The organism is Micromonospora humidisoli (assembly GCF_016900955.1).
In the GTDB taxonomy this organism is placed as follows: domain Bacteria; phylum Actinomycetota; class Actinomycetes; order Mycobacteriales; family Micromonosporaceae; genus Micromonospora; species Micromonospora wenchangensis.
Window position 1 is genome coordinate 35,964 of sequence record NZ_JAFEUO010000003.1, and the last position, 19,560, is coordinate 55,523.

The following is a 19,560-nucleotide window of genomic DNA, read 5'->3' on the forward strand; positions in this document are numbered from 1 at the left end:
TTCGGGTCAGGTAAGAACCCGGTCAGCGGGCCGGCAGCGGGCGCAGCAGCGGGGCCGGCGCGACGGTCGGTGCGTCACCGATGGTGGCGACGACCCGTTCCTCGGGTCGGCGCAGCCGGGTCCGGAACGCGTGGTGCAGCAGCGTGTCGAGCTGCCACACCTGCTTCGGGTGCTGGGTACGGATGACGAACCGTTCGCGTACCCCGTCGATCGCGGTGGCGGCCAGCTCGACGGCCTGGGCGCGCGGGTCGGGGCTCCAGGTGACGTTGCTCAGCTCCCGCAGTTCGGTGTTGAGGTGCAGGCGCAACCGGTGCAGTACCCGGGTCTGCCGGGTCACCACCAGCCGACGGTGGGTGAGCAGCAGGAGATAGTCGCCGTCGACCGGGCGGTCGGGACGGGCACACCGGGCGACCAGGATGGTGGCGTCCCCCGACCCGACGCACTGGCGGAAGACCGGCATGTGCCGGCTCACCGTCTGGACCGCCAGCCCGGTCTCGGCGGCGGCCGGGAGGAAGGTGCGCGAGAAGACGTCCATACCTGGCCAACGAGCCGTGACCCGGGGTGATGTGGGTCACTGTCGACTTTTGGAACTTCCACTCCTGCGGGTCGCACCGCCGGTGCGTCTTTCCGCGCCGACGACCCGACCCGGGACGTCACACGGGCATCGGCGCGAACAGTTCACCGAGCCAACCCGGCACCGCGTCGGCGTACTCGGCGCGACCCGGGTCGGTGGTGGCCAGCGCCCGCCGCCAGGACAGCGCCCGGCTCACCGTGGTCACCCGGACGGCCAACCCGGCGGCCTCCCGCAGGGCCGCCCGGTCGTGCCGGTCGGTCCACGCCTCCAGGTAGGCGTCCCGCAGCCGCAGCAGCACCGGGTCCCCCTCGGGCAGCGAGTAGGTGTGCGCCACCGACCGCAGGGTCACCAGCAGGGTGCCGAACGGGTACGCCACGGAGGCGTCCCCCCAGTCGAAGAAGCGGTAGCCGTCGGCGGCGAACACGTTCCCGTCGTGCAGGTCGTCGTGCTGCACGCTGGCCGGGATGCCGGTGTCGGCGAGCCGCCCGCAGTCCTCGGTGAAGCGCGGCTGGTACGCCCGCAGCCGCTCGTAGGTCGCCGCGTCCAGCCTCCCGTCGTCGCTCCCGTCGCCGTCGCCGGCGGTGGCCTCCGGGCGGGCGTCGGGGTCGCCGGGTCCGGGGTCGAGGAGCAGGGCGGCGCGGTCGTCGAGCAGCCCGGCGAGCAGGGCCGGCAGGGCCGCCGGCCGGTGGTCGGGCACGCCGAGTGCGACGAGGTCGTCGGCCAGGGGAGACACCGTCCGTTGCAGGTTGGCGTAGGCGGCCAGCACGTCGGCCCACCGGGTCGGGTCGGGTTCGGCCAGGTCACGCAGGGACGGGCCGCCGTGGGGCAGCAGTGACCAGCCCCGCGCCGGGTCCACGGCCACCGGGTCGAGCACCAGGCCGGGGGCGAGCCGGGGCAGTTCGGCCAGCAGCACCGCCTCGTACGCCGTGCCGGGGTTGTTCGCCTTGAACCAGTACGGCCCGGCGTCGGTGGGCACCTGCCAGACCAGCGACCAGGGGCGCTGCCGGGCCTCGACCGGGCCGGTGACCCGCCGGCCGTGCCGGTCGAGCTGCCCGGTCACCCAGTCCAGCGCGGTGGCCCGCCACTGCGGGTCGGCCCAGCCGGGGGCCACGGAGACGATCGTCACGCCGCGCAGAGTAGGCCACCCACCCACCCCGGCACCCGCCATTTTCGGTCGGACGGAATCGCGAGGGAGCCGAGGTGGCGGCAGCGGAGCCACCCGGACACCGCGACATCGGCCCCGTTACGGGGATCGGCGGACGGCGTCAGAGGAGTTCGAGAATGGTGGCGTTGGCCATGCCGCCGCCCTCGCACATGGTCTGCAGGCCGTACCGGAGGTCGTTGTCCCGCATGTGCTGGAGCATCGTCGTCATGATCCGGGCACCGGACGCACCGAGCGGGTGCCCCAGCGCGATCGCCCCGCCGCGCGGGTTCAACCGCTCCGGGTCGGCCTCGGTCTCGGCGAGCCAGGCCAGCGGCACCGGGGCGAACGCCTCGTTCACCTCGTACACGCCGATCTCCTCGATGCCCAGGCCGGCGCGGCGCAGCGCCTTCGCGGTGGCCGGGATGGGGGCGGTGAGCATGGCGACCGGGTCGTCGGCGGCGACCACGGCGGTGTGCACCCGGGCCAGCGGGCGCAGGCCGTGGCGGCTGGCCCACTCGCTGGTGGTGACGGCGAGCGCGGCGGCCCCGTCGGAGATCTGCGACGCGGACCCGGCGGTCACCACCCCGTCGGCGCGGAACGGGGTCTTCAGCTCGCCGAGCGCGGCGAGCGAGGTGTCCCGACGGATGCCCTCGTCGGCGGTGAACGAACGGCCGTCACTCAACGGCACCGGGGCAAGCTCCGGGTCGAACGCCCCGGCGTCCTGCGCGGCGGCGGCCTTCTCATGGCTGGCCAGGGCGAACTCGTCGAGCTGACTACGGGAGAAGCGCCACCGGGCGGCGATCAGCTCGGCGCCGACCCCCTGGTTGAACGGGAGCGGCTGGTCGTCGGCGAAGCCCTCGACCCCCCGGTAGCGGGCCCGGATGCGGTCACTGAACGGCATGCCGTCGCCGACGCTGGACCCCATCGGCACCCGGGTCATCGACTCGACGCCACCGGCCACCACCAGGTCGGCCTGACCGGAGACCACCGTCGCGGCGGCGAAGTGCAGGGCCTGCTGGCTGGAACCGCACTGCCGGTCGAGGGTGGTGCCGGGCACCGACTCGGGCCAGCCGGCGGCGAGCACGGCGTTACGGGCGACGTTCCACGACTGCTCGCCGACCTGGGACACGCAGCCCCAGACCACGTCGTCGACCTGGCCGGGATCGATGCCGGTGCGGTCGGCGAGGGCGCGCAGCACGTGCGCCGACAGGTCGACCGGGTGCACCTCGGCCAGGCCGCCCTTGCGTCGCCCGACCGGGGTACGCACCGCACCGACGATGACTGCGTCACTCATGACTACTCCCCGGTAACTTCGGCTGTGTCGATACTACGTCCCCGGACGCCGGTCCGCCGCCCGCGTCGCCGGGGCCGGCCCGGCGCGGCTGGCATGCTGGAACGGTGCATCCACCAACGTCTCCGGCCCGTCAGTGGCGGGTCCCCCCGGCGGTCCCGGCGGTGAAGCTGGCCGGCGCGGTCGGGCTGGTCGCCCTCGGACTACTGCTCGCCGACGGCGACCCGGTCCGGCTGGCGCTGGCCGTCGCCGCCGCCGTGGGTATCGCCGCCTGGGCGGTACGCGACCTGCTCGCCCCGGTCCGGCTCGCGGTCGACGCCGACGGGATCACCGTCGTGCGGGGGTACGCCGGCCGGCGGTACCTGCCGTGGGAGGCGGTGGAGGCGGTCACCGTGGACCGACGGACCCGGTTCGGGCTGACCGGCGAGACGTTGGAGATCGACGCTGGCGAGACCCTGCACCTGCTCGGCCGGGCCGACCTGGGCGCGCCCCCGGCCGAGGTGGCCGAGGCGGTCCGGGCCGCCCGTCCCTGAGGTGCCGCCGGGGTGACCGACCCAGCGGGGCCGACGGATGTCCGACCACCGCCACGTCGCCACTCAGCCGAGCAGCATCGCGGTACGGACGATCACCAGTCCGAGCAGCGCGAGCAGGATGACCCCCGCACCGACCGCCTGGAACACCGAGCGCCGCATCCGGGGGGCGTACGCCAACACGAGCGCCATCAGCGCCCCGACGATCAGCCCGCCGACGTGGCCCGGGATGGAGATGCCCGGCACGGTGAACGTGAAGATCAGGTTGATCACCAGGATCGGCAGGATCGCCGAGGTGTCCCGGCCGAGCCGGCGCATCAGCACGAAGACCGCCGCGAACAGCCCGAAGATCGCCGTCGAGGCACCCGCCGACGCGGTGTTGGGGCTGCTGAACAGGTAGGCCGCGACGTTGCCGCCGAGCCCGGCCATCAGATAGAGGCCGAGGAACCGCAGCGGCCCGAGCAGCGCCTCCAGCTCCCGCCCCAGCACCCAGAGCGCCCACATGTTGAGCAGCAGGTGCACCACGCCGTAGTGCAGGAACATCGCGGTGACCAGCCGGTACCACTCGCCGGAGGCGACCCCGTGGGCCTCGCCGAACGGCACGTACGAGGCGTAGCTGAGCACCGAACCCCACTGGGTCAGCGGGGTGCCGCCGCCGAGCAGGCCGCCGAAGCCGGAACCACCGATCAGCGAGTCCCCGCCCCGGTCACTGAGCACCGAGACGATCATCACCAGCACGTTCAGCGCGATCAGGGTGCGGGTGACCAGGCCGCGACGGCCGGCGGCACCGCCACCGAAGGCGGTACGCGCCGGCCGTACGCTGCGGCGTCCCTCGTTCACGCACTCCGGGCACTGGTGGCCGACGGGAGCGTCCCGCATGCAGTCCGGACAGATCGGCCGGTCGCAGCGGGAGCACCTGAGGTACGTCTCCCGGTCGGAGTGGCGGTAGCAGACCGGGGTGGTCGGCACCGACCCACCGGTGGCGTCGCCGGCCGGCCCGGAGCGTTCAGTCATGCGTGCAAAGGTACCTCGCAGCCGCGGTCAGGCCCCGGTGCGCTCGATCTCGACCCGCTCGATCACCACGTCCTGCAACGGCCGGTCGCTCGGGCCGGTGGGGGTGTTGGCGATCGAGTCCACCACCTTCGCCGACTGCTCGTCGGCCACCTGGCCGAAGATGGTGTGCCGGTTGTTCAGGTGCGGGGTCGCCCCGACGGTGATGAAGAACTGCGAGCCGTTGGTGCCCGGCCCGGCGTTCGCCATCGCCAGCAGGTACGGCCGGTCGAAGCGCAGTTCCGGGTGGAACTCGTCGGCGAACGTGTAACCCGGGCCACCCCGGCCGGTGCCGGTCGGGTCGCCCATCTGGATCATGAAGCCGCTGATCACCCGGTGCGAGATGGTGCCGTCGTAGTACGGCCCGTTGCCCGGCTTACCGGTGCGGGGATCGGTGTATTCCTTCTTGCCCTCCGCCAGTTCCACGAAGTTACGAACCGTCTTCGGAGCGTGATTGCCGAAGAGTTCCAGCCGGATCGGGCCAGCGTTGGTGTGCAAGGTGGCGTAGACAGCCTCGGCCACGGGTACTCCTCACTCGTTGGTCAGTTCCATGCGGATCCTCCCATGTGCCCCATCTGGCAGTGCGGAGGCATCCGTTGGTGGAGGATGACGAAGGAACAACTCCCAGGAGGTGGGACCGTGTTTGGAATCGGGCGGCGCAAGACCCAGGGGCAGCTGGCAAAGGTGGAGCTGCACCAGGGCATCGGTCACCTGAGGCAGGCCGCCACGCACGCGGCGAAGGGCGCCGGCGCCACGGTCGGCCCGCGGGTCCAGTCGGCCCGTAGTGCCGTCGCACCGACCGCCGTCGCGGTGCGGGACCGGGCCTCCAGCGGCCTGGCGACGACGGCCGCGGCACTCGCCCCGGTGGCCCTGGCGGTGCGCCACGCCCAGGCCGAGGCCGCCGGCAAGGCGGTGGCCGGCAAGAAGGCCGCCGCAGCCAAGCAGGCCAGGGTGACCAAGAAGATCAAGGCGAAGAGCCCGAAGGCCCGCAAGCAGAAGCGGACCTCGCGCGGCATGATGGCCGGTCTGCTGGTCGCCGGCACGGTGGCCGGGGTGGCCGGCGCGATGGCCCTGCGTCGCCGCCGCGAGCAGCAGGAGTGGGCCGAGTACGACCCGACCCGCAGCATCGGCACCGCCCCCGTCCCGTCGGCCACCTCCGGTTCGGCGGCCACCGGCGTCTCCACCGGTCCGGCCGCCACCGGCGTCTCCACCGCCCCGGCCGCCGCCGGCGTCGACGCCCCCCGCGACGACGTCGACATCCTGGTGGTGGAGACCCCGTCGGCGGGCGGCTCCACGCCCACCGGTTCGGCCACCCCGGCCACCGGCGTCGGCAGTTCCGCGGTGGCGGCCGGCACCCCGGCCGGCAAGCCGGTGATCCACCCCAACGACAAGGTCCCCTCGGTCGCCGAGGGCGCCACCGACGTCTCCGGCCGGCCGGCCGACGACCTCGGCAAGGCGCTCGACGCCGCTCGGAACCAGGCGCAGTCCGGCACCCGGCGCTGATCCCCCGCACCACGTCGGCGGCGCGGCGACGACCCCACAGGTCGTCCCGCGCCGCAGCCGACTTGCGGCGGGTCGCGGGCCGCGCCGGCCGCAGCCCCCGGCACGGTACGGCCCGGCACCGTCATCCAGCCTGCCCAGGACGGCGGCCCCCCACGAGAACGTAAGGATTTTTCAGGGTTCCCCCCGACCGTTACGGGCCCACCCGGCGGGCGTCCGGCTCCTACAGTGCTCGTTATGTCGCCGACCACCGATCCGGAGCGTCCGGCTCCGGAGCCGAGCGGTGCCCCCTCGACGGGGCGCTCGGACCAGTCCGCCCAGCGCCCGGCCGGGCGTGAGCGGGCGCTGTCCCGGCGGCGGGTGCTCTCCGGCACCGCCGCCGCCCTGGCCGGCGCCGGGGTGGCGCTGACCGGCGAGTTCGGGTACGCGGAGGCGACCGCCGACAGCAAGCTGCCCGTCTACGGCGGGTACGCCGCCACCGTGCACGCCGACCGGCGCACCCCGCCCCGGTCGTCCCGGGTCGACGTGGTGTGGAGCGTGGACACCACCCGCCGGCTGATCGCGCTCACCTTCGACGACGGCCCGGCGCCCAACTGGACCCCACGGGTGCTGTCGATCCTCGCGCAGACCGACACCCCGGCCACCTTCTTCATGGTCGGCCGCCGGGCCCGCGAGTACGGTCGGCTGGTGGTGCACCGGCTCGACGGTCACGAGATCGGCAACCACACCTGGGCCCACCAGGATCTGGCGAAGATGACCTACGAGCAGGCGTGCACGGCGATCAGCCGGGCGCACAACGAGCTGACCCGGCTCTGGGGCCGGGAGCCCACCCTGCTCCGCCCGCCGTACGGGCACCTCGCCGGCAGCACCCTGCTCGCCGCCAACGACCTCGGCTACCAGGTGGTCCTGTGGAACCGGCAGATGCTCGAATCCCGGTTCACCCAGAATCCGGACGGCCTGGTCGACTACGTCGTCGACTCCTGTGAGCCGGGCACCATCCTGCTCGCCCACGACACCGGGCCGGTGGACCGGCTGGTCGCGATCCGGGGGTTGGCCGCGATGATCAGCGGACTACGGCGGCGGGGCTTCGAGTTCGTCACCGTCTCGCAGCTGATGGCGGCGGCTACCCCGGTGCCCGCCCCGGCCCACTGACCGGGGGTCGGTCAGAGCCAGCCGTTGCGGCGGAACCACCGGTAGAGCGCCAATGAGATGGTGAGCATCAACGCGAGCACCCCCGGGTAGCCGTACGTCCATTTCAGTTCGGGCATGTTCTCGAAGTTCATGCCGTAGACACCGGCGAACGCGGTCCACACCGCCGCGATGGCCGCCCAGGCGGCGATCTTGCGCATGTCGTTGTTCTGGTCGACGGTGACCTGCGCCAGCCGGGCCTGGAGGATCGAGTTGAGCAGGTCGTCGTAGGAGTTGACCTGTTCGACGGTGCGGCTGAGGTGGTCCTGCACGTCGCGGAAGTACCGTCGTACCTCCTGCGGCACCTCGCGGTTGACCTGGGCGGTCAGCGTCAGCAGCGGCCGTTGCAGCGGGATCACCGCCCGCTTGAACTCCACCAGTTCCCGCTTCATCTGGTAGATCCGCTGGATCCGGCCGCTGCTCTGCCGGTCGAAGACGTCGGCCTCCAGCACGTCGAGGTCGTCCTCCAACTGGTCGGCCACCTCCAGATAGAGGTCCACCACCCGGTCGGTGATCGCGTACGCCACCGCCCACGGGCCGTGCCGCAGCAGGTCCCGCTTGGCCTCCAGGTCGGCCCGGACCGGCGACAGCCGGCAGGCGTCCCCGTGCCGGACGCTGATCAGGAAGTTCGGCCCGATGAACAGCATCACCTGGCCGGTCTCCACCACCTCGGAGGTCTCGGTCAGCTCGCTGTGCTCGCAGTACCTGGCGGTACGCAGCACCAGGAAGCTGACGTCGCCGAAGCGCTCCAGCTTGGGCCGCTGCTGGGCCTTCACCGCGTCCTCGACGGCCAGTTCGTGCAGGCCGTACGTCTCGGCGATGGCGGTCATCTCGGCCAGTTCCGGTTCGTGCAGGCCGAGCCAGACGAACCCGTCGCGCTCGTCGCGGGCGGCGGCCAGCGCCTCGGCGTACTGCCACTGGCCGGGGCGGCGTTCGCCGTCGACGTAGAGGCCGCAGTCGACCACCCCACTGCGTCCCGGGCCGGTGGGCGTGGGGGTACGGGGGGAGCCGTCGGCATTGAGGATGCGGGACATCGCGCGCACCGGGGACACCCAGGCGCGGGGGTTCAGCACCCGACCGCCGTGGAGTGTCGCCGACCGTTCCCGTGCCGCCCGGTCTGTCATGGCGTTCCCCCTCCCGGGTGTCCTGCTGCGGCTTGCAGGCTACGCCGCCGCCGTGGATGGCGGGTGTGGGCGCCGGGCGGGTCGGGCCGCATTCAGGGGGGTGAGGGGGCGACCCGACCCACCCGGCACCGTTGGGGGCGGGGGTAATGCTGCCGCGTCGCCCACCCGTCCGGCGGGAACGACCGGGTCACCGGCCGAACGTGAGTGACGCTCGCAGCATTGTGGGTCGCCGGGCCGGTCAAGGGGAGCCCTCAACCGGCCCACGTCGTGCTTTTGTCAGAAACCCGACAGATATTTCAGCCGCGTACGGCCGCCACCGCGTCCGCCAACCGGCGAACACCCTCGTCGATCCGGTCCGCCGTCACCGCGGAGAAAGCCAGCCGCAACGCGTGCCGCCCGCCGTCGACCATGAAGTCGCTGCCCTTGACCACCGCGACGCCCCGCTCGGCGGCGGCCGGGGCCAACCGGTCCACGTCCACGTCCTCGGGGAACTCCACCCAGAGGAAGTAGCCGCCGTCCGGCTCGACGAAGGTCACCTCCGGCAGGTGCCGACGCAGCGACTCGGCCAGCACCCCCGCCCGCTCACCCAGCGCCGACGACACCGTGGCGATCGACCGCTGGATGTCGCCCGAGACGCAGAACTGGTGCACGATCGACTGCGCCACCATGCCCGGCGAGATGTAGAGGCTGGTCGCCTTCTTGGCGATGTCGGCGATCAGGCTCGCCGGCCCGACCAGGTAACCGACCCGGACCCCGGGGCAGACGGTCTTGGTGAAGCTCGACGCGTGCACCACCACCCCCCGGGTGTCCATCGACAGCATCGACGGCAGCGGCTCGCCCCGGAACCGGATGTCGGCGTAGGGGTCGTCCTCGAAGATGGTGAAGCCGTACTCGGCGGCGAGGTCGAGCAGCTCACGGCGCTTGTCCAGGGAGAGGGTCACGCCGGCCGGGTTCTGGTAGTTCGGGATCACGTGGGCCAGCCGGGGGCGTACCCCGGACTCCAGCAGCTTGCGCAGCTCGGCGGTGTCCAGGCCGTCCGGCTCGATGCCCACGCCGTGGATCTCGCCGCCCATCCGTTGCAGGTTGAGCAGCGTCCGGTCGTACGTCGGACGCTCCACCACCACGGCGTCCCCGCGCCGGACCAGGTGGTCGAAGAGGAACGCGTCGGCCTGCAACGAGCCGTTGGTGACCAGCACCTGATCCGCCTCGACGCCGTGCTTCTCGGCGATCCACTTCCGCAAGGGCGGGTAACCCACGGAGGTGCCGTAGGCGGTGACCCCGGCGGGGTCGGCGTCGAAGGCACGGACGGCGGCGGCCTTGAGCCCCTCGACATCCACGATGTCCAGCGAGGGCGCGCCACGGGCGAACGAGATCAGCTGCTCGGCGGTCATGCGCACGAGCCTAGGGCCTGTCCGGGCCGCTCCGGCCGGCATACACGCCAAGTTCAACATGCGGGCACGCCGTACGGGGCGGGACGGGCCGAACCGGTCGACTCCGGTGCAGGTCGGGACGGGACCGGGCATCGGCACGGCCCGCCCCCGCTCGCTACTGTCGAAGCGTGCCCACCGAGCCCCTCCGCAACGCCGGCGCGTTGATCACGGACGATGGCGTCGAGCTGGCACCGCACCGCTTCGCCGGGCTGGTCGCCCCGGCGGTCGAGCGGGCGTTCGTGGCCGGGATGCTCGCCGGCCGCGACGGCGGCGGCGCCGAACTGAGCCAACGGTACGGCGGGCCCGCCGCCACCGGCTTCCTGGTGGAGTTCCGCACCCGGCTCGCCGCACCGGGCGGCACCGTCGACCGGGCCGGCTTCGCCGCCGTCAACCGCTACCGCGACCCCGCCGCCTGCCAGCGGGCGCTGGACAAACAGGTCGCCCACGGCACGATCGCCCGCCGGCCGGACGGCGGGATCACCGCCACCGAACGCGGCGTCGACTTCCTCACCGAGCTGTACCAGGTGCACGCCGAGGTGACCGAGGAACTGTGGGCCGGGCACGACGACCGGGTACGCCGGCTCGTCGAGGCGTACGGGCGGGTGGTGGCGTACGCGGTGCTGCTGGCCGGAGAGCCGGACGCCGGGCCGGGACCCGCGTTCGCGGCGGTCGCCCCGCCGTACGAGCCGGACGGCACCCCGCCGGGCGTGCTGCTGCTCAACCGGATCGGCGCGCTGCGGTACCACCGGGCCGACGCGTACGCGCAGGCGTGGACCGCCGCCGGGCACACCGCCGCCAGCGTCGGCGAGCTGCCGGACGGGCCGGAGCGGCGGGCCATCGAGTTGGAGACCGACCGTCGGGCGGCCGGCCCGTACGCCACGCTGACCGCCGACGAGCGGCTGGGCGTGCTCGCCGACCTGGCCGCCCTGCCCGGCTGAACCCCCGGCCGGCCCGGGTGAACTCCCGGTTGACGGCGGCCGGCCGGTCACCCGGGGCTATCCTCCACGGTGACCTGGAGTCGTACGAGGGAGGCCCCGCATGATCGGGATGGTGCTCGCGGCCGGTGCGGGACGCCGACTGCGCCCGTACACCGACACCCTGCCCAAGGCGTTGGTGCCGGTGGACGGTGAGACCACCATCCTGGACATCGCGCTGCGCAACCTGGCCGAGGTGGGGCTCACCGAGATCGTGATCGTGGTCGGCTACGCCGCCGACGCGGTCGTGCAGCGGCAGGCGGCGCTGGAGGAGAAGTACGGCGTCACCCTCACCCTGGTGCACAACGACAGGGCCGAGGAGTGGAACAACGCCTACTCGCTGTGGCTGGCCCGGGAACACTTCGCCCGGGGCGTGCTGCTGGTCAACGGCGACACCGTGCACCCGGTGAGCGTGGAGAAGACCCTGCTGGCCGAGCGCGGGCCGGGCATCCTGCTCGCCGTCGACACCCTCAAGGCGCTGGCCGACGAGGAGATGAAGACCACCTTCGACGCCGCCGGCCAGCTCACCCGGATCACCAAGCTGATGGACCCGGGCGAGGCGTACGGCGAGTACATCGGCGCGACGCTGATCGAGCCGCAGGTGGCCGGGGCGCTCGCCGACGCGCTGGAGGCGACCTGGCGGCGGGACCCGAACCTCTACTACGAGGACGGCTACCAGGAGTTCGCCGACCGGGGTGGCGAGGTGCGGGCCGCGCCGATCGGGGACGTCTCCTGGGTCGAGGTCGACAACCACGACGACCTGACCCGGGCGCGGGAGATCGCGTGCCGCTACTAGCCCGTACCATCCTGACCCCGCTGCACATCGATGTGCGGCGCGGTGCGGTCGCCGACCTGGCCACGATCCTCGCCGACGGGCGGATCTCCGCCGGGGGTGACGTGGCGGTGGTGGTCGGCCCCGGTCAGGGCGGGCAGATCGCCGACCTGCTGCGGCCGTCGCTGCGTTCGGCGGACGTGTTCACCGTGGCCGGCGGCACCCTCGACGCCGCCGACGAGTTGGGCGGCAAGCTCCGCGAACGCTCGTACGACGCGGTGGTCGGCATCGGCGGCGGCAAGACCATCGACGTGGCGAAGTACGCGGCCACCCGGCGCGGACTGCCGATGGTGACGATGGCGACCAGCCTCGCCAACGACGGCATCGCCTCCCCGGTGGCCAGCCTGATCACCGGCGGGCTCAAGGGCTCCTACGGGGTGCACATCCCGATCGCGGTGATCGTCGACCTCGACTTCGTGGCCGCCGGCCCCGACCAGCACAACCGGGCCGGCATCGGCGACGTGGTCAGCAACATCAGCGCCCTGGCCGACTGGGAACTGGCCCGCCAGGTACGCGGCGAACCGGTCGACGGCCTGGCCGCGTCGCTGGCCCGGATGGGCGCGGAGGCGGTGCTCGCGCACACCGGCGACATGACCGACGACGCGTTCGTCACGGTGCTGGCCGAGGCGCTGATCTCCAGCGGCCTGGCGATGGCGGTCTGCGGCAGCAGCCGGCCGGCCAGCGGCGGCTGCCACGAGATCATGCACGCCGTCGACGCCCTCTTCCCCGGCACCTCGTCGCACGGCGAGCTGGCCGGGCTCGGTGCGCTGTTCTGCACGTTCCTGCGCGGTGACCAGCGGCGCTTCGTCGAGATGGCGGCCTGCCTGGGCCGGCACCGGCTGCCCCGGCACCCGGCCGACGTGGGGCTCACCGACGACCAGTTCGTCGAGGCGGTGCAGTTCGCCCCGGCCACCCGCCCCGACCGGTACACCATCCTGGAGCACCTGGCCATGTCGGTTACCGAGACGCGGGAGCGGCTGGCAGACTACGCCGGTGCACTCCGCGACCACAGTGGCTGAACCCCGTCCCACCGTTGCCGACTTCCACCGGGTCAACCGGGGCGGTGGCCTGTTCAGCGAGTCGGTCAGCCAGTGGCTGGGTGCCGTCTTCGCCCTGGTCGCCCAGCGCCTCGGGCTGCGCCCGACCGCGCTGACCATCACCAACCTGGTGCTCGGCCTGGCCGCCTCGGTGACCGTGGTGGCGCTCGCCGACCGGGTCGCCGCCGGTGACGTCCCGGCCTGGCTGGTCGGGCTGGTCGCGCTGGTCGGCTGGCAGGTGGCGTACGCCCTGGACTGCGCCGACGGGCAGCTCGCCCGGGTGACCGGTCAGGGCAGCGCGGCCGGTGCCCGGGTCGACGTGCTCTGCGACGTGGCCGCCCAGATCGCCCTGGTCGCCGCGTTGTCGGCCACCGCCGTGGCGCAGCGCCCGAGCACCCCGACCTGGCTGGTGGCGACCTTCGCCGGCACCTGGATGGTCAACCTGGTGACCTCGGTGATGCAGTCCGGCCCCAACGCCGCCAGCATGGTCACCTCGACGTCGCTCCCGGTACGGCTGGTCAAGCTGGTCCGCGACTACGGCGCGGTGATCTTCGTGGCGGGGTTGGTGTTGATGCTGGTGCCGGCGCTGGTGTTCTGGGTGGTCGTGGCGTTCACGGTGGTCAACGGCGGGTTCCTGCTGGCCAGCATCGCCTTCTCGGCCCGCGCGTCGCTGTAGGGCCCTGCGGCGGCGTTGCCGTCCCGGTCACGTGGGCGGTGCGGAACCGCGCTCCTCCGCGCGTTGTCGGCGGAGTTGTTCGAGGACGCGGGTGTCGTCTTCGAGGTCGGGGTGGTCGACCTGCCGGTCGAGGTCGACGACGTGTTCGAGTTCGCGGATCGCCTGGTCGAGGTCACCGTCCGCCCGGTGGACCATCGCAATGTTGTACCGGGTGACGGCTTCGCCGGATCGGTCGCCGACCTCCCGCCGGATGGGCAATGCCTGGTGGTAGTGGTCGAGGGCCCGCTGCCGATCCCCCAGGCTGTCGTATACGAGGCCGATGTTGTGGAGGGTCGCGGCTTCGCCGGCCCGATCGCCGACCTCCCGCCGGATGGGCAATGCCTGGTGGTAGTGGTCGAGGGCCCGCTGCCGATCCCCCAGGCTGTCGTACACGTGGCCGATGTTGTGGAGGGTCGCGGCTTCGCCGGCCCGATCGCCGATGTCCCGTTGGATGGGGAGGGCCCAGTGGTAGTGGTCCAGGGCCCGCTGCCGATCCCCCAGGCTGTCGTACACGTGGCCAATGTTGTGGAGGGTCGCGGCTTCGCCGGCCCGATCGCCGATGTCCCGTTGGATGGGGAGGGCCCAGTAGAAGTGTCGAGGGCCCGCTGCCGATCCCCCAGGCTGGCGTACACGGTGCCGATGTTGTTGAGGGTCGCGGCTTCGCCGGCCCGGTCACCGACGTCCCGTTGGATGGGGAGGGCCTGGTGGTAGTAGCCGAGGGCCCGCTGCCGATCCCCCAAGCTGCTGTACACGCGGCCGATGTTGTTGAGGGTCGCGGCTTCGCCGGCCCGGTCACCGACGTCCCGTTGGATGGGGAGGGCCCAGTAGAAGTGGTCGAGGGCCCGCTGCCGATCCCCCAGATTGTCGTACACGGTGCCGATGTTGTGGAGGGTCGCGGCTTCGTTGCCTCGGTGGCTGGTCTGCCGGTACCTGGTCAGGGCCTGCTGGTAGTCCTCCATCGCCGACCAGGGCTGACCGATCGACGATCTTGCTCGACCCCGGTCGTAAAAGGAGCCGGCATCCGGGCCCAGGGTCAGGGTCGCGGTGGCCATCGCCTCGACCGCGACGAACCGCGAGGCACTCAGCCACACCCGACACACTCGGTCACTGACATCCCGGGCGATCTCCGGCTGTCGCCCGGCGACAGCGAGTCGATGCACCTCGACCCAGCGGGCGAGGACTCGCGGGTCAGTGGCCATCGGGGGTGGCTGGGTCGAGGACCCAGAGTTGGTAAAGGGACCGGGCGGCGGCGGCGCACGCCTCGGTGTGTTCGTCGTCGGTGAGCAACGGCCGGACGAGGGGGTGCAGGACGTTGGAGACGAAGTAGCGCAGCTCGCGGGTGTCGGGGTCGGTGCCCTCTTCCAGCAGGCCGAGTTCGACGGCCCGCCGCAGGTGCCGGGCGGCGTCGGGATGCTGGTGCAGGGCGTGGACGGTGGCGGCGGGGATCGGTAGTTCGACGACGTTGATCCTCGCGAGCATCCGGCGCAGTTCGAGGGGTTGGGAGTCGAGCAGGTTGTCGGCCAGGACGGTTTCCCGGCGGAACCGGTCGGCTTCGTTCTCGATGGCGGTGAGCAGGCCGTCGACGTCGAGGGTGGCGTCGCCGACGATCCGGTTGAGCCAGTCGAGCAGGCGGGGGTTGCCGGCTGCGGCCTCGATCGCCCGGATCCGGATGGTGGGGTTGATGATGGATTCGGGGCGCAGGTTGGTCAGGTTGGCGATCTTCTTGGTCTGCTCAACCGGGGTCAGGGTTTCCAGCGCCTCGACGGCGATGGTGGTGCCGGCCGGGGTGGGGAAGCGGTAGCGGCTGGTGATGATGACGCGGCTCGGGCTGCCGGTGTCGCGGATGGCGGCCAGCAGGGCGGGCAGGATCTCGGCCATCGCCGGGGCGAGCACCCGGCTGCCGTCGTCGCGGGTGTCGAGGTTGCCGGTCTCGAAGTCGTCGAACACGAACAGGCAGGGCGTCCCGCCGAGCGGCCCGTCGGCATCGAGCAGGTACCGCAGCCGGATCGGGAGAGGAACCTGCTCGTTGTCGAGCAGTGCGGCAGCCTCGATGGTCTGGTCGAGGCTATCCAAGCGGATCTTGCTGGTGAGTTCGCGGAACTTGATGGCGTCGACCCGGCCGTACCAGACGGCGCGCTGGTGGGTGGGCATGCGTTCCAGGAGCCGGGAGGCGAGGCTGCTCTTGCCGAGCCCGCCCATGCCGGCCAGCAGCAGGCCCTGCGCCGCGCCGGGGGTGTCGGCGGGTTGCCGCAGTACGCGCAGGCAGCGCTGAATGACCCGCCGCCGGCCGACGAACTCGGCGCGGGACGCGACCCGGGACAGTTGGGTCTGCGGGTCCAGGAACTGCTGGTCGGCGGCGCGCACCTGCAACCGCTTGCGACCCCTGGTGTGCAGCGGGGTGACCAGGGGTGCCAGCGGGGACCGGTCGGCGTAGACGCGGAGCAGATGCCAGTAGCTGCTCTTGCGCTCGTGGAACAGGTGACGGCGGGCCTCGACGACGGCCCGGTCCAACGGCCCGCCGTCGGCCAGGGCCTGGTAGAGCGCGGCGGCGAAGTCGGTGGCGGAGACGTCCCCGACCGGCAGCGCCCAGCCCAGCACCGCAGGGGCACCGGCGGCGACCAGGCTCTCACTCATCGACGGGAACACGCCGCCGTCGGGGGCGTCGGCGGTCAGGCAGCCGGACACGAACACCAGCCTCGGCCAGTGGCCCTGCATCGCCTCGGCGAGTTGGTCGGCCGTCGCCCGGGTGGGCCTGCCGTACTCGTCCTCCAGAAGGAAGAACGGCTGCCCGCCGGCGGTGGTGGCGTGTCCGCTCAGGTGCAGCACGTCGAAGTGGCCGGGCCCGTAGTCACGGCTGAGGAACCGCAGCCCCTCCAGACTGCCGCTCTCCTCGACCACCAGATCGGTGCCAGTACGCCGGGTCGCGGCCAGGATCGCCGCCTCCTCGGCCTCGAAGTTGAGCACCGGCTCCACACCCTCGGGCGAGGCCGCCATGAACAGCACCCGCAACGGCCGGTTACCCGGCGCAACCTGGCCGGTCAACGCCGCGTGGGTGCCGACCGTACGGACCGGCAACAGCGGTGCCCGCCCGGCCACCGTCAGGAACCCGCCCTCCCGGGCCAGCAACTCCCACGGCAGGTGCCGCAGCCGCTGTTCGGCGCTGATCCGCAGCACCGCCCCGGCGGGATGGGCCAGCATCGGGGCCAGCCACCGCTCGTCGCCGTCGAGGAACTCCGCCAGCCGGGTTCCCAGCTCGGCCAGCCCGGCCGCGCCGTACACCTTGTAGGCGGTGGCGTCGGTGCTGTAGTCACGGCGTACCAGGGTGAGCAGCTCGTCGACCGCGGCGCGGTCCAGACCGCGGACCCGAGGTGGCTGGCCCTCGGCGGACAGCCGCAGCTCGTAGTGATGGGAGGTCTGCTCGAAGACCTCCAGGTCGAAGGTGCTCATCTGCCCATCCCCGTCGTGGTGGTCAGTTCAGTGCGCCGGGTAGTCGACGGTGGACCTTGGGTGGCCACTGTACGTTTCCCTCACGTCCCGCAACTGCTATGTGGACCCGCCTCGGGTGACGGCTTTCCGACTCACCGGCCGTGTCCGGGCGGGTAGAACGTTCACTGCCTCTTGCCGGGTGGTGTCACGGTCCGGTGGTGACCGGGCCGGCAACAGGGAGCATCAGGAGGAGCGCTGTGGCATCGGAGAGCCGGGATCGGGAAACGCCCGTCTCCGTTGCAACGGCCACCGTTACCCGCCTGGTGGAGGTGCACCGGCTCGCGGTCGCCGGGCGGCAGCCGCAGATCGCCCGGGACGTCGGAGACCGGGTGAGTCGGGTGTGGCTGCCCACCTCGCGGTTCACCGACGTCGAGGCCCTCGCCACCGCCACCCTGACCCTGGGACCGGATGCCGGCTCCTTCTACGACCGGGGATGGGCGCGGTCGGCGACCGGTCGGCCCGGGCCGGCGCTGGAGGACTACCGGCAGGCCCTGAACCTGTACCGGCAGGCCGGCCACCGGGGTAACGAAGCCGCCACCCTCGGCAAAACCGGTCACCTGTATTTCGACGTGGGGGACCGGCAGCGGGCCATCGACTACTACCACCAGGCCCTCCCCCTCCAACGGGAGGTCGGCGACCGGGCCGGCGAAGCCACCACTCTCAACAGCATCGGCGCCGTCTACAGCAGTCTGGGCGACCCGCACCGGGCCCTCAGCTACTACCGCCCGGCCCTCACCATCAGGCGGGAGGTCGGCGACCGGGCCGGCGAAGCCACCACCCTCACCGACATCGGCTCCATCTACAACAACCTGGGGGACCCGCACCGGGCCATCGAGCACTACCGGCAGGCCCTACCCCTGCAACGGGAGGTCGGCGACCGGGCCAGCGAAGCCACCACCCTCAACAACCTCGGCACGGCGTACGAAAGGCTGGGGGACCGGCAGCGGGCCATCGACCACTACCACCAGGCCCTCACCATCCAACGGGACGTCGGCAGCCGGGCCGGTGAGGCCGCCGTCCTCAACAACATCGGCGACGCGTACGTCAGGTCGGGAGATCTTCAACGAGCACTCGACCAGTTCCACCGGGCCCTTCGCATCATCCGGGAAGTCGGCAACCGGGCCGGCGAGGCCGCCATCCTCAACAACATCGGCGCGGCTTACCACACGCTGGGGGACCGGCAGCGGGCCCTCGACCATCACCGCCAGGCCCTCCCCATCCGGCGCGAGGTCGGCGACCGGGTCGGCGAAGCCACCACCCGGTACCACATCGCCCGGCTCCACCGGGCGGACGGCGATCTCGACCAGGCGATCCGGGAACTTGAACGCGTCGTCGACCTCGACCGGCAGATCGGTCACTCCAACCTCGAAGCCGACAGCGCTCTCCTGCGGCAGCTCCGCCAGCAACGCGCGGAAGGACCATAGAAGCCGCCGTTCGACGCGGTTCGGTGCTGGTACGGACACAGCGCCTGCACCGGCTGCGCGGTGTCACGCACTGACTCCGGCAGCCGGCGCATGGCCCCTGAGGAGAGCCTTTCGTTCCATCGAAGTGTGTCGTAACGTATCGAGGCGCAGGCAAGCGCTTTCCCAGTGCACGGAGCGGTCGGCGGAGAGCGTCCCCCTGCGCGTGCGGACGATTGTCCGGCACCACCGTCCCGTCCCATCACCCGTCTCGGAGGACACGTGAGCACACGTGACAACGGCGCGACGCCACGACGCCGACGGTGGCAGGTCGCCCTGCTGCCGTTCGCCACCGTCGGGCTGGTCGCCGCCGGCCTGGTCGTGACCCAGACCGGCGCCCAGGCCGCCACCTGGCCCACCGCCAAGAGCACCACCACCGTCACCAGCACCCAGTCGATCAGCGGCACCCGGGACTTCGGTCTGGTGCGCTACAAGGCGGGCGGCGCGATGGGTGACGGCGGCCAGAGCGAGAGCCAGAAGCCGATCTTCGAGCTGGCCGACGGCGCGACGATCAAGAACGTGATCATCGGTTCGCCGGCCGCCGACGGCATCCACTGCAAGGGCAGCTGCACGCTGGTCAACGTGTGGTGGGAGGACGTCGGCGAGGACGCCGCGACGTTCAAGGGCGGCTCGTCGGCGAACTACACCGTCGACGGCGGGGGTGCCCGGTCCGCCTCCGACAAGGTGTTCCAGCACAACGGCGGCGGCAAGCTGACCATCAAGAACTTCGACGTCAGCAACTTCGGCAAGCTGTACCGGTCGTGCGGCAACTGCTCGACCCAGTACAAGCGGACCGTCGTCATCCAGAACGTCACCGTGACCGCCCCCGGCAAGGTGCTCGCCGGCATCAACACCAACTACGGCGACACCGCGACGTTCTCGGGCATCACCATCTACGGCGACAGCAGCCGGAAGATCTCCATCTGCGACCGCTACACGGGCAACAGCTCCGGTGCCGAACCCGTCAAGACCGGCAGTGGCCCCGACGGGACGTACTGCAAGTACACCTCGTCGAACATCGTCTACCGATAGGACCCGGTCACGGCCGGGGCGGGCGACCCGCGCTCGTCACCTGCACGTAGGTCCGGCATTGCAGTTCCGTCTTGACGGAGGCGGTCCGCGCACGACGGGAATGTGCGCGGGCTGCCTCCTTCCAGGATCGAAAAAAAACCCCGCAGAGCATCGAATGGGTCCTTGAGATCCGCACCCGGGTTGATCGATCGCA

At 72.0% G+C, this 19,560-nt stretch carries 18 protein-coding genes and 1 pseudogene; 9 read left to right on the forward strand and 10 right to left on the reverse strand.

Translation table 11 applies throughout. The features are described 5' to 3' along the window. Window positions 1–22: 22 nt before the first annotated feature. From JQN84_RS10800 to JQN84_RS10810, 3 genes are all read right to left on the reverse strand, one after another. Window positions 23–535, reverse strand: a complete 513-nt coding sequence (locus JQN84_RS10800; protein ID WP_204958263.1) for a hypothetical protein — start codon at window positions 533–535, stop codon at window positions 23–25. A 118-nt stretch (window positions 536–653) separates the two neighbouring features. Further along, window positions 654–1,700 (reverse strand): aminoglycoside phosphotransferase family protein, encoded by a 1,047-nt coding sequence (locus JQN84_RS10805; RefSeq protein ID WP_307821149.1) that lies wholly within the window; start codon window positions 1,698–1,700, stop codon window positions 654–656. Between the two features lie 139 nt (window positions 1,701–1,839). After that, complete coding sequence (locus tag JQN84_RS10810; RefSeq protein ID WP_204958265.1) at window positions 1,840–3,012, reverse strand: thiolase family protein; 1,173 nt, start codon at window positions 3,010–3,012, stop codon at window positions 1,840–1,842. A gap of 104 nt (window positions 3,013–3,116) precedes the next feature. Between JQN84_RS10810 and JQN84_RS10815 the strand changes: the two genes are divergently transcribed. Continuing rightward, on the forward strand, window positions 3,117–3,542 hold the full coding sequence (locus JQN84_RS10815) for a PH domain-containing protein (protein ID WP_204958266.1): 426 nt from the start codon (window positions 3,117–3,119) through the stop codon (window positions 3,540–3,542). Window positions 3,543–3,605: 63 nt separating this feature from the next. On the opposite strand, the gene JQN84_RS10820 is transcribed toward JQN84_RS10815, so the two are convergent. Next, complete coding sequence (locus tag JQN84_RS10820; protein ID WP_204958267.1) at window positions 3,606–4,553, reverse strand: rhomboid family intramembrane serine protease; 948 nt, start codon at window positions 4,551–4,553, stop codon at window positions 3,606–3,608. Between the two features lie 27 nt (window positions 4,554–4,580). Next, window positions 4,581–5,111, reverse strand: a complete 531-nt coding sequence (locus JQN84_RS10825) for a peptidylprolyl isomerase (RefSeq protein WP_204958268.1) — start codon at window positions 5,109–5,111, stop codon at window positions 4,581–4,583. A gap of 84 nt (window positions 5,112–5,195) precedes the next feature. Here JQN84_RS10825 and JQN84_RS10830 point away from each other — a divergent pair, with 84 nt between their 5' ends. Continuing rightward, window positions 5,196–6,092 (forward strand): hypothetical protein, encoded by an 897-nt coding sequence (locus JQN84_RS10830; RefSeq protein ID WP_204958269.1) that lies wholly within the window; start codon window positions 5,196–5,198, stop codon window positions 6,090–6,092. Between the two features lie 234 nt (window positions 6,093–6,326). Further along, complete coding sequence (locus JQN84_RS10835; RefSeq protein ID WP_204958270.1) at window positions 6,327–7,241, forward strand: polysaccharide deacetylase family protein; 915 nt, start codon at window positions 6,327–6,329, stop codon at window positions 7,239–7,241. Between the two features lie 11 nt (window positions 7,242–7,252). Here JQN84_RS10835 and corA read toward each other — a convergent pair whose 3' ends face one another. Further along, window positions 7,253–8,401 carry a magnesium/cobalt transporter CorA gene (gene corA, locus JQN84_RS10840; protein WP_204958271.1) on the reverse strand — a complete coding sequence of 383 codons (1,149 nt, stop codon included), beginning with the start codon at window positions 8,399–8,401 and terminating at the stop codon, window positions 7,253–7,255. Window positions 8,402–8,697: 296 nt separating this feature from the next. Continuing rightward, window positions 8,698–9,792 carry an aminotransferase-like domain-containing protein gene (locus tag JQN84_RS10845; protein WP_204958272.1) on the reverse strand — a complete coding sequence of 365 codons (1,095 nt, stop codon included), beginning with the start codon at window positions 9,790–9,792 and terminating at the stop codon, window positions 8,698–8,700. A gap of 167 nt (window positions 9,793–9,959) precedes the next feature. Between JQN84_RS10845 and JQN84_RS10850 the strand changes: the two genes are divergently transcribed. The 4 genes from JQN84_RS10850 (at window position 9,960) to JQN84_RS10865 (ending at window position 13,350) form a co-directional block, all read left to right on the forward strand. Continuing rightward, window positions 9,960–10,769, forward strand: a complete 810-nt coding sequence (locus JQN84_RS10850) for a hypothetical protein (RefSeq protein WP_281901792.1) — start codon at window positions 9,960–9,962, stop codon at window positions 10,767–10,769. A gap of 100 nt (window positions 10,770–10,869) precedes the next feature. Next, window positions 10,870–11,601, forward strand: coding sequence for a phosphocholine cytidylyltransferase family protein (locus JQN84_RS10855; RefSeq protein WP_204958273.1), 732 nt, complete (start codon window positions 10,870–10,872; stop codon window positions 11,599–11,601). Beyond that, the gene (locus tag JQN84_RS10860; RefSeq protein ID WP_204958274.1) at window positions 11,589–12,656 is read left to right on the forward strand and encodes an iron-containing alcohol dehydrogenase family protein; all 1,068 of its coding nucleotides are present in this window, start codon (window positions 11,589–11,591) and stop codon (window positions 12,654–12,656) included. Before JQN84_RS10855 ends, JQN84_RS10860 begins: the two co-directional genes overlap by 13 nt. Further along, window positions 12,631–13,350 carry a CDP-alcohol phosphatidyltransferase family protein gene (locus tag JQN84_RS10865; protein ID WP_204958275.1) on the forward strand — a complete coding sequence of 240 codons (720 nt, stop codon included), beginning with the start codon at window positions 12,631–12,633 and terminating at the stop codon, window positions 13,348–13,350. The genes JQN84_RS10860 and JQN84_RS10865 overlap by 26 nt, the downstream gene beginning before the upstream one ends. Before the next feature lie 27 nt (window positions 13,351–13,377). On the opposite strand, the gene JQN84_RS31325 is transcribed toward JQN84_RS10865, so the two are convergent. From JQN84_RS31325 to JQN84_RS10875, 3 genes and pseudogenes are all read right to left on the reverse strand, one after another. Continuing rightward, the gene (locus JQN84_RS31325; protein WP_307821151.1) at window positions 13,378–13,902 is read right to left on the reverse strand and encodes a tetratricopeptide repeat protein; all 525 of its coding nucleotides are present in this window, start codon (window positions 13,900–13,902) and stop codon (window positions 13,378–13,380) included. Window positions 13,903–14,042: 140 nt separating this feature from the next. After that, window positions 14,043–14,588 (reverse strand): annotated as a pseudogene (locus JQN84_RS32245) (tetratricopeptide repeat protein); the annotation flags it as partial. Next, window positions 14,578–16,836, reverse strand: coding sequence for a CHAT domain-containing protein (locus JQN84_RS10875; RefSeq protein ID WP_204958276.1), 2,259 nt, complete (start codon window positions 16,834–16,836; stop codon window positions 14,578–14,580). The pseudogene JQN84_RS32245 and the gene JQN84_RS10875, both read right to left, overlap by 11 nt. Before the next feature lie 302 nt (window positions 16,837–17,138). Here JQN84_RS10875 and JQN84_RS10880 point away from each other — a divergent pair, with 302 nt between their 5' ends. Next, complete coding sequence (locus JQN84_RS10880) at window positions 17,139–18,299, forward strand: tetratricopeptide repeat protein (RefSeq protein ID WP_204958277.1); 1,161 nt, start codon at window positions 17,139–17,141, stop codon at window positions 18,297–18,299. Between the two features lie 258 nt (window positions 18,300–18,557). Then, window positions 18,558–19,367 carry a pectate lyase gene (locus tag JQN84_RS10885; RefSeq protein WP_307821153.1) on the forward strand — a complete coding sequence of 270 codons (810 nt, stop codon included), beginning with the start codon at window positions 18,558–18,560 and terminating at the stop codon, window positions 19,365–19,367. The last annotated feature ends 193 nt before the right edge of the window (window positions 19,368–19,560 follow it).